Below are 14,536 nucleotides of genomic sequence, written 5' to 3'. Positions count from 1 at the left end.
GTCGTCTGCCGAAACGCCGACCGGCGACCGCGCACCCCTCCCCTCCGGGTCGCGAGCCGGTCGGCGTTGTTCGTTGCACCGGACCCACCGGCCACCATTCAGGCCAGCCGACGGGGGCCGGTGTCGAAGCGGCTCGGTTCGGGACCGATGCGCGCTCGGGCGTAGATGATCTCCGCCGAGGCCGAGGCGGCCAGTACGGGGTCGCAGGAGAGTTCGCGCATCTGGGGGATGTCGTCGAACAGGGCCGAGATGCGTTGAGCCAGTTCGGCCAGCGCGGCTTTGTCCACCCCCACTCTGCCCGGCCCGTCCGACAGCAGCGGCGCCGCGCGTGGTGCGTCGATGAGCGCGGTCGCTTCCTCCTCGGTCAGCGGTAGCGCGCGGTAGGCGCGGTCGCCGAGCAGGTCGATGATCATGCCGGACAGGCCGAACTGGATGACCGACCCGAACGAGGGGTCGTCGGTGACGCGCAGTACGCAGCCGACACCCTTGGTCGCCATCTTCTGCACGTGCAGCAGCGGATCGCCGCAGATCTCCACCAGGTCGGTGTAGGCCTGCCGGACCGCCTCCGGTCCCCACAGATCCAGACGCACGCCGATCAGATCGGGTCGGCGCCGCCACAGCTCCCCCGTGGCCTTCGCCGCGACCGGATAACCGAGTTCCTCGGCCGCGGCGACCGCCTGGTCGGCATCGCGGACAGCCCGGAACTCGACCACGTCGATGCCGTAGCACCCGAGTAGCCGCACCGCCTCCTCGTCGGTGAGCCACCGCCCGCCCGACTCGGCGAGCCAGCCCTCCACCAGTGCCGCCGCGGCCGCGGTGTCGATTCCGGGCGGGCGCACCACCGGCGAGATCGGCCGATCCCGCCAGCGCGCGTACCGATCCACCCTGGCCAGCGCTCGCGCGGCTCGCTCGGGATCCGGATAGGACGGGATGGACCCGCGCGCCGGCGCGCCCGCGGTGGTACGCACCGCCAACTGTCGCGGAATGCCCGATTCCGCGACGAACGTGGTGAGCACCGGCTTGCCCGGCGCCGCCGCGGCTGCCGCCCGCAATGCGTCTCCGAAGCCTTCCATCGGCACCGGAACAGGCGGGGCGACCACGACGATCACCGCGTCGACCTCCTCGCTGCGCAGCGCAGCCAGGACCGCTTCCCGGAAGTCGGCCGGTGTCGCCTCCGGCCCGAGATCCACCGGACCGTCCACGATCGCACTGTCCGCGCTCCGCGCGGTCGGGCCGAGGTCGCCCTCGGTGTGGCTGGTCGGCCCGGCACTGTCGGCGGCCCGGTGAGCCGGCCCGGCACTGTCGATGGTCCGATCGGACGACCCGGCGCTACCTCTGGCCCGGTCGGGCGGCCCGGCGCTACCTGTGGTCCGGTCGGGCCGCCCGGCGCTACCTGTGGTCCGGTCGGCTGCGCCGGCAATGTCCCCTGCCCGGTCAGCCCCGGAATCGGCCGGGCCCCGGCTCCCCCGTCGGGCACCGCGCAATCCCCACGCCGACCGCCCGGCACGCTCCGCGGCTCGCTCGGTGCGCTCGTCCGGCCGAGCGTTCCGCGGGTCCGGCTCCAGCGGTCGCGCGGCCTGCACACCGCGTTCGGTGGGCCTGGCTCCGGGACCTCGGTCGACCGCGGTGACGGGCCGGTGCACCCGCAGCCCTTCGCTGCGGGCGGCGTCGATGGCCAGCCAGTTCAGCGCGGCGCTGTTACCGACCACCGCGACCCGGGGGCCCTTCGGTAGCGGCTGACAGGCCAGCAGGGCGGCACAGTCGAACAGTTCGGAGATGGAGTCGACCTGGATGATCCCGGCTTGACCGAAGAGGTCGCGGACCACGATGCGGTCCATGTCGGCGCCGGCCGCGAGGCGACCGCTGCTCACCGCGACGATCGGTTTGCCGCGGGCCACCCGGCGTGCCAGCCGGGAGAACTTGCGTGGGTTACCGAAGCTCTCCAGGTACAGCAGGATCACCTCGGTATCGGCGGCGGTGTCCCAGTACTGGAGCAGGTCGTTGCCCGAGACGTCGGCCCGGTTTCCCGCCGAGACGAACGTCGACAGGCCGAGGTTACGGGCCGCGGCCTCGCCGAGGATCGCCGCACCGAGGGGGCCGGATTGGCAGAAGAAGCCGATCCGCCCGCGCTGGGGTAGCACCGGGGCCAGAGTCGCGTTGAGGCCGACCGCGGGATCGGTGTTGGCGATGCCGAGCGCGCTGGGTCCGACCACGCGCATTCCATGCCCGCGCGCCGCGGCGACCAGGTCGTGTTCGGCGGCCAGCCCGGCTGCCCCGGTCTCGCCGAAGCCCGCGGTCAACACGACAAGGCCCTTGACCCCCTTGGCCATGCAGTCGTCCAGGACCGCCCCGATCGCCGCGGGTGGCACCGCCACCACCGCCAGGTCCACCTCGTCGGGGATCTCGCTCACCGCGGCGTAGGCGCGCACGCCACGGACCGAGCGCCGGTGCAGGTTCACCGGAAACACGGGTCCGCTGAAACCGCCTGCCAGCAGATTCGCGAATACCGCGCCGCCGACCCGGGTCTGTTCCGGTGAGGCACCGATCACCGCGACCGAACCGGGTGCGAGCAGATTGCCGACACTGCGTGCTTCCGAGGCCGCCTCCCGCGAATCCCGCACGGTGCGCAGCGCTTCGGTGGGGTCGATGGCGAATTCGAGGTGTACCTCGGAACCGTCACGACTGCGCTGCAGTTGGTAGCCGGCCTCACGGAAGACCGTGATCATCGCCTCGTTCTCGGCCAGCACCTCGGCGACGAAGGCGATCACCTCGTTCTCGGCGGCGGCACCGGCGAGGTGTTCGAGCAACACCGAGCCGAGCCCACGCCCCTGGTGCTCGTCGGCGACCACGAACGCCACCTCGGCCGCGCGTGGGCCCGGCCGAGCGAGCAGTTCGTAGCGGGCCACGCCGATGATCGACGTGCCGAGCACCGCGACGAGACCGACCCGATCGCGGTAATCGACGTGGGTGGTGCGGTACATGTCCTTCGGCGAGATCTGCGGGTACGGACCGAAATAGCGCAGATACCGGGTGCGATCGGACAGGCGGGTGTGAAAGGCCGCGAGCGCGTCGGCGTCGGCGGGCACGATCGGGCGCACCCGGACCACGCCACCGTCGGCGGCGAGCACATCGCCGTACCAATGTTGGGGCGGCGCAGGCGGATTCGCGGGCGTGTCGGAGGTATCGGGGAGCAGTGGCTCAGTCACGAGGATCCTCCGGATCGAGCCCGAGCAGGCCGAAACTCGCCCGCCGGGTGGCCGTGATGGCGGTGTCGACCGCGCGCTGCGCGCGGATCTGGCCCGCGTCGCCGATCTCGGGTGTGCCGCCGGGGCCGTCCCAGGCCCGATACGCGGTGTCGCCTCCGTCACCCATGGTCGTCGGTGGTTGCACGCGCGGCGCGGTCGCGCGCACCTGGTCGATCCAGTCGGCGGGCACCGGTGTTTCGGGGGCGAGCGGCCGGTCGAGTGCCGCGGCGAGCAGGTGGGTCCAGGCGCGCGGCACCACGCGCACTACGCCGTATCCGCCACCGCCGATGGCCAGCCACCGCCCTTCGGCGTATTCGTCGGCGAGATCGCGCATCGCGAGGAAGGCCGCGCGCTGACCGTCGACGGTGAGTTCCAGATCGGCCAGCGGGTCTTCGCGATGGGTGTCGACACCGCACTGGCTGATGATGATCTGCGGGCGGAACGCGGCGACCGCACCGGGTACCACCGCGTGAAATCCCCTCAGCCACTGTGCGTCCCGGGTGCCCGGCATCAGCGGCAGATTGATCGAGGTACCTTCGGCCGCCCCGACCCCGGTCTCTTCTGGCCAGCCGGTATTGGGCCACAACGTCGCCGGATGCTGGTGTATCGACACCGTGAGCACCCGCGGATCGGCGTAGAAGGCGCGTTGCACACCGTCGCCGTGATGGACGTCGACATCGAGGTAGGCGATGCGGTCGAAGCCGTGGTCGAGCAGCCACGAGATGGCGATCGCGGCATCGTTGTAGACACAGAACCCCGCTGCCGAATCCGGCATGGCGTGGTGCATTCCACCGCCGATGCTCACAGCCCGCCGGGTACGGCCCGCCGCGATCTCCCTGGCGGCGGCGAGAGTGCCGCCGACGATCACCGACGCCGCCTCGTGCATCTGCGGGAACACCGGATTGTCGGCGGTTCCGAGCCCGTAGAGGACATCCTCGGGCGTCGGCGGCCCCTGTCCGGCCCGGCGCACCGCCTCGATGTAGGCGCTGCTGTGGACCCGCATCAGGTCGGCCTGGGTGGCCGCGTCGGGTGCCAACGGTTCGACACCATCGAGAAGACCTAGGCTTTCGGCCAGCGACATGGTGTATTGCAGGCGCGCCGGCTTCATCGGATGCTCCGGACTCCAGGTGTAGCCGAGGAATCGCTCGGTCCACACGACGGTCCCACTGGTTTCGCTGCGCGGCGACGTGACCATGGTCGCCACGCTAGCCGGAAGCAGCGGCCCCCGTGCGGCGTTGACATGCAGTAGAAATAGGGCCGCTGGTCCGACGGGCGGACCGGCGTTCGCGCGTGGGTAGAATTCGTGCTGACGAAGGGGTATCAGGTGAAGGATCTGGTCGACACCACGGAGATGTATCTCCGTACCATCTACGACCTCGAGGAAGAGGGCGTGGTGCCGTTGCGGGCACGCATCGCCGAACGCCTCGAGCAGAGTGGTCCGACGGTGAGCCAGACGGTCGCGCGGATGGAGCGCGACGGCCTGTTGCTCGTCGCGGGCGATCGCCATCTCGAGCTCACCGACAAGGGCCGTTCCATGGCCGTCTCGGTGATGCGCAAGCACCGGCTCGCCGAGCGGTTGCTGGTCGACATCATCGGTCTGGACTGGGAGAACGTCCACGCCGAGGCGTGTCGCTGGGAGCACGTGATGAGCGAGGAGGTGGAGCGGCGCCTGATCGAGGTGCTCAACCACCCGACCACCTCGCCCTACGGCAACCCGATTCCCGGCCTGGACGAACTCGGTCTCGCCGACGCTCCCGCCGCCGAGGAGAAGCTGATCCGGCTCTCCGATCTGCCCAACGGCGCGCTGCACGCGGTGGTCGTGCGCAGGCTGGCCGAACACATCCAGACCGACCCGGAGGTCATCGGGCGGCTGCGTGAGGCGGGCGTGGTGCCCGACGCACGCGTTACCGTGGAGACCAAGCCGGGTGCGGTACTGATCACGGTGCCGGGCCACAACGGTTTCGAACTGTCCGAAGAGATGGCGCATGCCGTCCAGGTGAGGCTGGTCTGATTCGTGAAACTTCTTGTCACCGGCGGCGCCGGCTACGTGGGTGGCGGTTGCGCCGCCGTGCTGCTCGAAGAGGGCCACGAGGTGGTCGTGGTCGATGACCTCTCGACCGGTAACGCCGACGGTGTGCCGGCCGGTGCCCGGTTCGTCGACGGTGATATCGCTGTCGCCGCCCCCGATCTGCTGCGTGCCGAATCCTTCGACGGTGTTCTGCATTTCGCGGCGCAGTCGCTGGTCGGCGAGTCGGTGGAGCAGCCCGAGAAGTACTGGCACGGCAACGTCGTGAAGACGCTGACGCTGCTCGAGGCGATCCGTGAGACCGGAACCCCCCGCCTGGTGTTCTCCTCCACCGCCGCGGTGTACGGCGAGCCCGAGCAGGTCCCGATCACCGAGGCCTCGCCCACTCGCCCCACCAATCCCTACGGCGCCAGCAAGCTGGCCATCGATCACGCCATCACCTCCTACGCGGTGGCCCACGATCTGGCCGCGACCAGCCTGCGCTATTTCAACGTGGCGGGCGCCTATGCCGGGCTCGGCGAGAACCGGGTGGTGGAAACACATCTGATCCCCCTCGTGTTGCAGGTGGCGCTGGGTCACCGCAAGGCCATTTCGGTGTACGGCACCGACTGGCCGACGCCGGACGGTACGTGCGTGCGTGACTACATCCACATCCGCGACCTGGCGCAGGCGCATCTGCTCGCGCTGTCGTCGTCGCAGCCGGGCACGCACCGGATCTGCAACCTGGGTTCGGGCACGGGTTTCTCGGTGCGCGAAGTGATCTCGGCGTGCGAGCGGGTCACCGGTCTGCCGATCGAGACGATCGACGCGCCGCGCCGCGCGGGTGATCCGGCCGTATTGATCGCCTCCAGTGATCGCGCGGTCGCCGAACTGGGCTGGCGACCCGAGCACAACGACCTCGACGAGATCGTCTCCGACGCCTGGGATTTCCTGCGTTCCCTCGGCACGAAGGCCCACAGCGCTCGCTGACCTTCCTGACTCACCGGGTGATCGGGCCGATGTCGACCCCGAGATCGGCGGCGATCTGGTGACCACACAGCGCGAGTCTGCGCAGCCGTTCGGGCCGCAGTCCGGTCTGTAGCGAGGTCTCCAGCAGCACCGCCATCGCGTGCTCGGCGTCGGCCTCGACGGCGGCGGCGATCGCGACGCCGGCGAACGGTCCGTCGCCGCGCAGGTAGGCACTGAAGCCGAGCAGAGCCGCTGCTTCGGCGCGGTCGGTACCGGGTGTCGCCCTGACCAACTGCGCCCACAGCCGCTCGGCGGCCTCGGCGTGATCGCCGACCGCGAGGCCGTACACGGCGTCGCGGATCGGCCGATCACGCAGGGTCGCGGCCAGTCGCGCGAGTTCGCGCGCGGCACGCGGTGCGCCGGACGCGGTGTCGGCGATCTGCCACAGCACCCATTCCAGTGCCCGCCGCTGGTAGGCCAGGGCGTCACCGGCGCGCGTCGCCGCCGCCAGCCCACCCCGGTAGCGCGCGTCCGCGGGCCCGAGCTGAGCGCGCACGCGCGCGCTCAGCAGCTCGTCGGGAACCATCAGCGCCGTCATCTCCTGACGCGAGCCGCGAATCTGCTTGCCTTCCAGCACATGTGACACGGCGACGATCGAGGACGACGGATCGGCGACCAGGCCGGTCCCGACCAGGCCGAACACACTGCGGTAGCGTTCGCCCGCCGCGATCGCGGGAACTGACCAGGCACCGCGGACCGCGATCCCGTCCTCGGCCAGTACGTCGATCAATTCGGCCGCGCGCAGAACTTCCTCGCTCTCGAACTCGGCACGGTCCTCGACGAAGACGGCGAGCACCCCGGTCGCCTCTTCGCGCAGGCAGATCGATGCCAGGCAGGCGGTGAACTGGTCGAGCAGCCGGATGTCGGTGGCCACGTCGAGGTCGAAGCGCACCACCGCCTCGATCGCCTCGGCCGCACCGCCCGCCACCTCGTGCAGCACGGCAACGACGAGGGACCGTTCGGGGACGAAGCCGAGCATCGCGGGCAGGGCGGCGATCAGCTCACCGGGTTCGTCGACCCGCAGCGGTGGGCGCGGCGGCCCGCCGGGATAGCGGGGAGTGGATTCGGCGCAGCCGAGTGCGCGGGGAAACGGGCCGGAGCGCTTGACCCGGCGGGTGGGGTTCGTCGAAGGCGTCATGGCTCCACGGTGCCCGCCTGCTCCCCCGCACCGGGTGCACCGACCTGGGCTTTCATCCGCCCTGTGCGTAGCGCCGAAGCTGTGGAGCAACCCCGGTCCCGGCCGTGCACTGCGGGCGAACTTGTCACCGCCTGGTGGTAGGCGCTTCAGCTACCGCGTACGGCGGCGGCGGTGGTGGCGAACATCTCGTCCACTGCGGCCGTATCCGGTTGTCCCGCACCGAAGGTCATCGACGTCACCGTGATGCGCACGTCGCCGATCTGCCCGATCGAGGTCTGCATCGTCTGCGTCAGCCCCGCACCGCCGACTTCGGGAACCACGGTGCGCCGCAACGCTATCGCGTCGTCGGTACCGGTCGGCGCGGTCCGGTCGAGCGCTGTCGTGACAGTGGACCCCGCACCCGCCCGCCGAACCTGGATCAGCCCGCACTCACCGAGTCGGTCGCGCAGCGACGACACCGGTTCGGCGCTACGCGACAACTCGACGGTCAGGGTGGCCCGGCTCGCGTCATCGGTCCCGACCGCCACCGCCGCGGGCTCCCCGCCGGGCTCGGCCTCGGCCGGCGTGCATTTCGCCGGGCTGACGGTCGCGCCCGCCCCCACGCCGTCGAGATCGGCCGCGGCCGCCGTCGCCGCCTGGGCAGGCAGCACGACCGCCGGATACCGGGCCGGAAACCGCGACGGCGCGGGCAGCAGCTCGGCCAGCGAACCATCGATCTGCCGCACCGCTACCGCGCTCTCGGCGACCGGTGTCCCGCTGACGCTCTGCCCACACCCGGTGAGTGCGAACGACACGGCCACCAACCCCAGCCACCAGCGGCGCAGGCCCGGATCACCCGCGCGGATCGGTGTCGCCTGCGCCACGTTCACACCGTCCACTGTGCCCCACCGCCTCGATCGGCCCGGTCGCGCCACGCCGGACGGGATGCGCGGCACAGCCCGGTCCCCCGCGGCGGGCGGGAATGCGCGAGGTGTCCATGCTGTTGCCTAACAGGACGAGCCGTCCCCGGCCGTGTGTGATGGCACTGCTCGCGTGGGGGACAATGGAGATCCGCTTCCCCACCCCGCGAGCGATGGTGGACCGCGCAGGAAGGAGAAACGCGATGGATGACCAGTCGCACATGTACGAACTGGAGTTTCCGGCGCCGCAGTTGTCCTCGGACGACGGTGCGGGCCCCGTGCTGGTGCACGGTCTGGAAGGTTTCACCGACGCCGGACACGCCGTGCGTCTGGCGACGACCCATCTGCGCGAGAGCCTCGAATCGGAACTGGTCGCGTCCTTCGACGTCGACGAGTTGCTCGATTACCGGTCGCGCCGCCCGCTGATGACGTTCAAGACCGATCATTTCGCCGACTACGCGGAACCGGAACTGAACCTGTGGGCGTTGCGCGACACCGCGGGGACCCCGTTCCTGCTGCTCTCGGGCCTGGAACCGGACCTGCGCTGGGAGAAGTTCACCACCGCGGTGCGGCTGCTGGCCGAACAGCTGGGCGTGCGCCGCACGATCGGCCTGTCGGCGATTCCGATGGCGATCCCGCACACCCGTCCGCTCGGTGTCACCGCGCATTCCTCGGATCGTTCGCTGATCGGCGAGCACCAGCGCTGGCCGGGCGAGTTGCAGGTGCCGGGCAGCGCGTCGTCGCTGCTCGAGTACCGGATGGCGCAGCACGGCCACGAATCGCTCGGATTCTCGGTGCACGTGCCGCACTACCTGGCCCAGACCGATTACCCCGAGGCCGCGCAGACGCTGCTGGAGAACTTCGCCGACAACGCCGGCCTGGATCTGCCGCTCTCGGCGCTGGGTGAGGCGGCCGCGCGGGTGCGTGAGCAGGTCGCCGAGCACATCGCGGGCAACGAGGAGGTGGAGACGGTCGTCACGGCACTGGAGCGCCAGTACGACAGTTTCGTCACCGCGCAGGAGCGCCAGTCAAGCTTGCTCGCCGCCGACGGCGAACTACCCAGCGGTGAGGAGCTCGGGGCGGAGTTCGAGCGCTTCCTGGCCGAGCAGGGCGGGTACGACGACACCTCCGGCGACGGCAAGGACTGACCCGCACACCCACTGGACGTAGCTGCGCTTTCGCTGCGGCCGACGAGGGCTTCGACCGCTGCGCAGACTAGGGTGGTCGGAGTGGATCTGACCGACCTACTGGAAATTCCCGGGACCGACGCCGACGCGCTCTACGAGTCGTTCGCGGCGTGGGCTGCCGAGCAGGGCACAACCCTGTATCCAGCGCAGGACGAGGCGCTGATGGAGTTGGCGTCGGGGTCCAATGTCATTCTGGCGACGCCGACCGGCTCCGGAAAGTCTCTGGTGGCGGTCGGCGCGCACCTGTTCGCCATGGCCAACGGGCAGCGCAGCTACTACACCGCGCCGATCAAGGCGCTGGTCAGCGAGAAGTTCTTCGCGCTGTGTGAGGTGTTCGGCGCGGAGAACGTCGGCATGGTGACCGGTGACGCGGCGGTCAACGCCGATGCCCCGATCATCTGCGCCACGGCGGAGATCCTGGCGAACCTGGCGTTGCGCGAGGGCGCGGCGGCCGAGGTCGGCCAGATCGTGATGGACGAGTTCCATTTCTACGCCGACCCCGACCGCGGCTGGGCGTGGCAGGTGCCGATCATCGAACTCCCCCGCGCCCAATTCCTGCTGATGTCGGCGACATTGGGCGAAGTGGACTTCTTCGCCGCCGATCTCGAGGCGCGCACCGGCCGCTCGACCACGGTGGTCGCGGGCACCGAACGTCCTGTCCCACTGACGTTCTCGTACGTGCGCACCCCGATCACCGAGACTCTCGAAGAACTGGTGACCACCCACCAGGCGCCGGTCTACGTCGTGCACTTCACCCAGGCCGCCGCGCTCGAACGCGCGCAGGCGCTGACGAGCGTGAATTTCGCCTCCCGGGCCGAGAAGGACGCGATCGCCGCCGCCATCGGCGATTTCCGGTTCGCATCGGGCTTCGGCAAGACGCTGTCGCGGCTGATCCGTCACGGCATCGGTGTGCACCACGCGGGCATGCTGCCCAAATATCGCCGCCTCGTGGAGAAGCTCGCTCAGGACGGGCTGCTGAAAGTGGTGTGCGGCACCGACACCCTCGGCGTCGGCATCAACGTCCCGATCCGCACCGTGCTGCTCACCGGTCTCACCAAGTACGACGGGGTGCGCACCCGCAGGCTCAAAGCGCGTGAGTTCCATCAGATCGCCGGGCGCGCGGGTCGCGCGGGCTACGACACCATGGGCACTGTGGTGGTGCAGGCTCCCGAGCACGAGGTCGAGAACACCCGCCTCATCGCCAAGGCGGGCGATGATCCGAAGAAGCAGCGAAAAGTGGTGCGCCGCAAGCCCCCGGAGGGTTTCGTCTCGTGGAGCGAGGAGACCTTCGACCGGCTGATCGCCGCCCCGCCCGAGCCGATGGTGTCGCGCTTCGCGGTGACGAACTCGATGTTGCTCAATGTGATCGCCCGCCCGGGCAACTGCTTCTACGCGATGCGTCACCTGCTCGAGGACAACCACGAGCCGCGTCCCGCGCAACGCAAGCACATCCTGCGAGCCCTGCGCCTGTACCGGTCGCTGCGCGATGCCGGTGTGGTGCAACAACTTTCCGAGCCCGACGCGAAGGGCAGGATGGCGCGGCTGACCGTCGACCTGCAACGCGATTTCGCGCTGGACCAACCACTGTCACCGTTCGCGCTGGCCGCGTTCGACCTTCTCGATCGCGAAAGTCCCACCTACACACTCGACGTCGTCTCCCTGATCGAGGCCACCCTCGAGGACCCGCGCCAGCTGCTGATGGCCCAGCAGCACAAGGCCCGTGGTGTCGCCGTCAACGAAATGAAGGCCGACGGTATCGAATACGAGGAGCGGATGGAGCTCCTGGAGGAAGTCACCTGGCCCAAACCCCTGGCCGAGCTGATCGATCCGATGTTCGAGACCTACCGAGCCGGCCACCCCTGGGTGTCGGAATTCGCGCCGTCACCGAAGTCGGTGGTGCGCGACATGATCGAACGCGCGATGACCTTCGCCGAACTGATCTCGCACTACGAGCTGACCCGCTCCGAAGGCGTCGTGCTGCGCTACCTCGCCGACGCCTACCGTGCCCTGCGCCGCACCGTGCCCGACGCCGCCCGCACCGAAGATCTCGACGACCTCACCGAATGGCTCGGCGAACTCATCCGCCAGGTCGACTCGAGCCTGCTCGACGAGTGGGAACAGCTCACCAACCCCGGCGCCGAGAACGACGCCCAGCAGATAGCCTTCGGCGCCGAAACGGTACGCCCGATCACCGCCAACGAACGCGCCTTCCGGATCATGGTGCGCAACGCCATGTTCCGCCGGGTGGAGCTGGCGTCGCGACAGCGCTGGTACGAACTCGATCAACTCGGCACCGGCCCCGATTGGGCCGAGGACTTCGCCCCCTATTTCGACGAGTACGCCACGATCGGCACCGGCCCCGACGCGCGCGGCCCACAGCTGTTCGGGATCGAGCAGCGGCCCGGTTTCTGGCATGTCCGCCAGGTGATCGACGACCCCGCGGGTGATCACGGCTGGGCGCTCACGGCGATCGTGGATCTCGAGGAATCCGACGCCGCGGGCGAGGTCGTGTTCGACGAGGTCACAGTCACGGCAGGATGAGTAATACCAGTTGCCTATGACGAATATGACGAATGTTTGACGGATTCGTTGTTGGGTAGGCGCCGCTGATAGTCTCTCCCGGCTGCCGACCGAAAGTTCACCTGTGCCCGAATCCCCGTACCTTGTCATCGACCCCGAGCGGGTACGTGCCAACTACCGAACCCTCGACGCCGCCGTCGCTGTCGGCACCCGGATCAGGTACGCGGTCAAGGCGGCGCCGGTGGCGGAACTGATCACCCTGCTCGACGACGAGGGCGCCGAATTCGACGTCGCCAGTATCGGCGAGATCGACCAGTGCCTCGACCTCGGCGTCGCGCCCGAGCGGCTCTGCTACGGCAACCCGATCAAGAAGAGCGCCCACATCGCGCGCGCCTTCGCCCTAGGGGTTCGCCGCTACGCCTTCGACACCGAGGACGACCTCGACCGTATCGCCGAGCACGCGCCCGGCTCCGAGGTCGAGTGCCGGTTCCTGTCCTCGGCCCCCGAATCACGGACCCCGTTCGGCACCAAGTTCGGATGCGCGCCCGCCGAAGCCCTGCGGCTGCTGGTGCGCGCCCGGGATCTGGGCCTGCGGGTCGGCGGCCCCTATTTCCACGTCGGCTCCCAGCAGCTCGACCCCGCCGCATGGCGGATCGGCATCGAGCAGGCGGGTGCGATCGTCACGGCGCTGGCGGACAAAGACATTCACGTCACGGCGGTCAATGTGGGCGGCGGTCTGCCGATCTCCTACGTCGACGCCGCCCCCGAACTCGACGCGATCGCGGCCGCCATCTCCGGCGCCGCCGCCGAGTTCCTGCCCGCGGCCATCGGCCTGATCGTGGAACCCGGCCGTGCGCTGGTGGGTAACGCGGGCACTGTGCACGCCGAGGTCGTCGGCGTGCGATTCGCGCCGGATGGCCGGCGCTGGGTGTATCTCGACATCGGCCGATACAACGGTATGGCCGAGACCGAGAACGAGTACATCGCCTACCGTTTCGTCACCGATCGCGACGGCGATCCGGTGTCGGAGGCGGTGGTCGCGGGTCCGACCTGCGACGGCGACGATGTACTGTATCAACGCACGAAGGTCCTTCTGCCGACCACGTTGCGAGCCGGTGACCGGATTCAGATCCTGCACACCGGCGCCTATACCGCGAGTTATTCGTCGGTGTCCTTCAATGGTTTTCCGCCCTTGACCGTTCATGTCTCGGGCGCTGAGCGAGAGTGAGTTTGCCCATGACGGCGGAATTCACCGGTTGGCACGTGCTGGCCGAGTTCGGTGGCGTCGACACAGCCCTGTGTGACGATCTCGAACGACTCGAATCGGCGTTGCGTGAGTCTCTGATCGCGGCGGGCGTCACCATCTGCGAAGTCGTTCACAAAAAGTTCGATCCGCAGGGGGTGACCGTCCTCGCGCTGTTGTCGGAGTCTCACGCCTCGATTCACACTTATCCGGAGTCCGGCGACATCTTCGTCGACGTCTTCACCTGCGGCAGCATCGGTGCGGGCGCGACGAAAGCTGTCGAGCTGCTCCGAGACAAGTTGTCCCCCACCACAGTTCGGATGCAGACGGTCCAGCGTGGCCACGGCGCCGAGAAGATCTACGAACCGGTGGGCGACGGCCTGACCCGGATCTGGGATCTGCACGAGGTGATCGTGGATACGAACACCCCGTTCCAGCACATGGTGATCGCGCGGACCGATCAGGGGATCTCCCTGTTCTCCGACGACGATCGTCAGTCCACCGAGTTCTCCCAGGTCACCTACCACGAGGCCATGATGGTCCCGGCGTTCGTGCTGGCGGAGAAGCTCGACCGGGTGCTGATCATCGGGTCCGGTGAGGGTGTGGCCTCGCAGATGTCGGTGGCGGCCGGGGCGACCCTGGTCGACCATGTCGACATCGATCAGCGCGAAGTGGAGCTGTGTGCCGAGCACCTGCCCTACGGCTACACCACCGAAGAGCTGACCGCCGCAGTCGAGCACGAGGGCCCGGTGCACGTGCACTACGCCGACGGCTGGGACTTCCTGGCGAACGCGCAGGAGGCGGGCACCCGCTACGACGTGATCGTGATCGATCTGCCCGACGAGCGCGTCGAGGACGCCCAGCACAACCGACTCTACGAGTCGGAGTTCCTGTCCCGATGTAAGGCGCTGCTCGCCCCCGGCGGCGTGCTGTCGGCGCAGGCCGGCTGCGCGACCATGTGGCGCAACGAGACGCTGAAGCGTTCGTGGGGTCGTTTCCACGAGCAGTTCGCCACCGTGGTCCCCTACGGCAGCGACGAGCACGAATGGACCTTCCTGTTCGGCCTGAACGAGAAGATCGACGACCCGGTTCGCGGCATGCGCGACCGTCTCGCCCTGCTCCCCTACCGCGCCGAGACGATCGACGCGCGGGCCCTGGAGCGCGGCGCGGTCGAGCCGTACGCTCTGCGCGACCGGTAGGAAAACCACCGACAGCGGGCCGCGACGCAGTACGCGTCGCGGCCCCCGGGCGGGGCCGGCCGCGGAAAAGG

The 14,536-nt window shown here is 69.3% G+C and carries 10 protein-coding genes; 6 read left to right on the top strand and 4 right to left on the bottom strand.

Annotated features, from left to right (window positions below; translation table 11 throughout):
• Positions 1 to 98 precede the first annotated feature (98 nt).
• Both ACFTS5_RS01805 and ACFTS5_RS01800 read right to left on the bottom strand, forming a co-directional pair.
• Positions 99 to 3,206: a GNAT family N-acetyltransferase gene (locus ACFTS5_RS01805; protein ID WP_378626661.1), complete on the bottom strand. Its 3,108-nt coding sequence runs from the start codon at positions 3,204 to 3,206 to the stop codon at positions 99 to 101.
• The gene (locus ACFTS5_RS01800; RefSeq protein ID WP_378626659.1) at positions 3,199 to 4,440 is read right to left on the bottom strand and encodes an acetoin utilization protein AcuC; all 1,242 of its coding nucleotides are present in this window, start codon (positions 4,438 to 4,440) and stop codon (positions 3,199 to 3,201) included. Before ACFTS5_RS01800 ends, ACFTS5_RS01805 begins: the two co-directional genes overlap by 8 nt.
• Before the next feature lie 129 nt (positions 4,441 to 4,569).
• On the opposite strand from ACFTS5_RS01800, the gene ACFTS5_RS01795 reads away from it, so the two are divergent.
• Both ACFTS5_RS01795 and galE read left to right on the top strand, forming a co-directional pair.
• Positions 4,570 to 5,256, top strand: a complete 687-nt coding sequence (locus tag ACFTS5_RS01795) for a metal-dependent transcriptional regulator (protein ID WP_056815561.1) — start codon at positions 4,570 to 4,572, stop codon at positions 5,254 to 5,256.
• A gap of 3 nt (positions 5,257 to 5,259) precedes the next feature.
• The gene (galE, locus tag ACFTS5_RS01790) at positions 5,260 to 6,240 is read left to right on the top strand and encodes a UDP-glucose 4-epimerase GalE (RefSeq protein ID WP_378626657.1); all 981 of its coding nucleotides are present in this window, start codon (positions 5,260 to 5,262) and stop codon (positions 6,238 to 6,240) included.
• A gap of 10 nt (positions 6,241 to 6,250) precedes the next feature.
• Here galE and ACFTS5_RS01785 read toward each other — a convergent pair whose 3' ends face one another.
• Positions 6,251 to 7,417 (bottom strand): DUF4192 domain-containing protein, encoded by a 1,167-nt coding sequence (locus tag ACFTS5_RS01785; protein ID WP_378626656.1) that lies wholly within the window; start codon positions 7,415 to 7,417, stop codon positions 6,251 to 6,253.
• Between the two features lie 146 nt (positions 7,418 to 7,563).
• The gene (locus tag ACFTS5_RS01780; RefSeq protein WP_378626655.1) at positions 7,564 to 8,286 is read right to left on the bottom strand and encodes a sensor domain-containing protein; all 723 of its coding nucleotides are present in this window, start codon (positions 8,284 to 8,286) and stop codon (positions 7,564 to 7,566) included.
• 233 nt (positions 8,287 to 8,519) lie between these two features.
• Here ACFTS5_RS01780 and ACFTS5_RS01775 point away from each other — a divergent pair, with 233 nt between their 5' ends.
• The 4 genes from ACFTS5_RS01775 to speD all read left to right on the top strand — a co-directional run bounded on the left by ACFTS5_RS01775 (position 8,520) and on the right by speD (position 14,465).
• Complete coding sequence (locus ACFTS5_RS01775; protein ID WP_378626654.1) at positions 8,520 to 9,464, top strand: PAC2 family protein; 945 nt, start codon at positions 8,520 to 8,522, stop codon at positions 9,462 to 9,464.
• Between the two features lie 81 nt (positions 9,465 to 9,545).
• Entirely contained in the window at positions 9,546 to 12,044 is a 2,499-nt protein-coding gene (locus ACFTS5_RS01770; RefSeq protein WP_378626652.1) for a DEAD/DEAH box helicase, read from the top strand.
• A 103-nt stretch (positions 12,045 to 12,147) separates the two neighbouring features.
• Positions 12,148 to 13,251 carry a type III PLP-dependent enzyme gene (locus tag ACFTS5_RS01765; RefSeq protein WP_378626650.1) on the top strand — a complete coding sequence of 368 codons (1,104 nt, stop codon included), beginning with the start codon at positions 12,148 to 12,150 and terminating at the stop codon, positions 13,249 to 13,251.
• Between the two features lie 8 nt (positions 13,252 to 13,259).
• Complete coding sequence (speD, locus tag ACFTS5_RS01760; protein WP_378626649.1) at positions 13,260 to 14,465, top strand: adenosylmethionine decarboxylase; 1,206 nt, start codon at positions 13,260 to 13,262, stop codon at positions 14,463 to 14,465.
• The last annotated feature ends 71 nt before the right edge of the window (positions 14,466 to 14,536 follow it).

The sequence above is a fragment of the Nocardia sp. NPDC056952 genome (genome assembly GCF_042674185.1).
Classification (GTDB): domain Bacteria; phylum Actinomycetota; class Actinomycetes; order Mycobacteriales; family Mycobacteriaceae; genus Nocardia.
Note: the sequence above shows the minus strand (reverse complement) of the source record. Positions and strands in the feature narration are given on the sequence as shown.

Coding starts and splice junctions, on each gene's coding strand:
- ACFTS5_RS01800 (WP_378626659.1), bottom strand. CDS start 4,440: ATGGTCACGTCGCCGCGCAGCGAAACCAGTGGGACCGTCGTGTGGACC.
- ACFTS5_RS01785 (WP_378626656.1), bottom strand. CDS start 7,417: ATGACGCCTTCGACGAACCCCACCCGCCGGGTCAAGCGCTCCGGCCCG.
- ACFTS5_RS01775 (WP_378626654.1), top strand. CDS start 8,520: ATGGATGACCAGTCGCACATGTACGAACTGGAGTTTCCGGCGCCGCAG.
- speD (WP_378626649.1), top strand. CDS start 13,260: ATGACGGCGGAATTCACCGGTTGGCACGTGCTGGCCGAGTTCGGTGGC.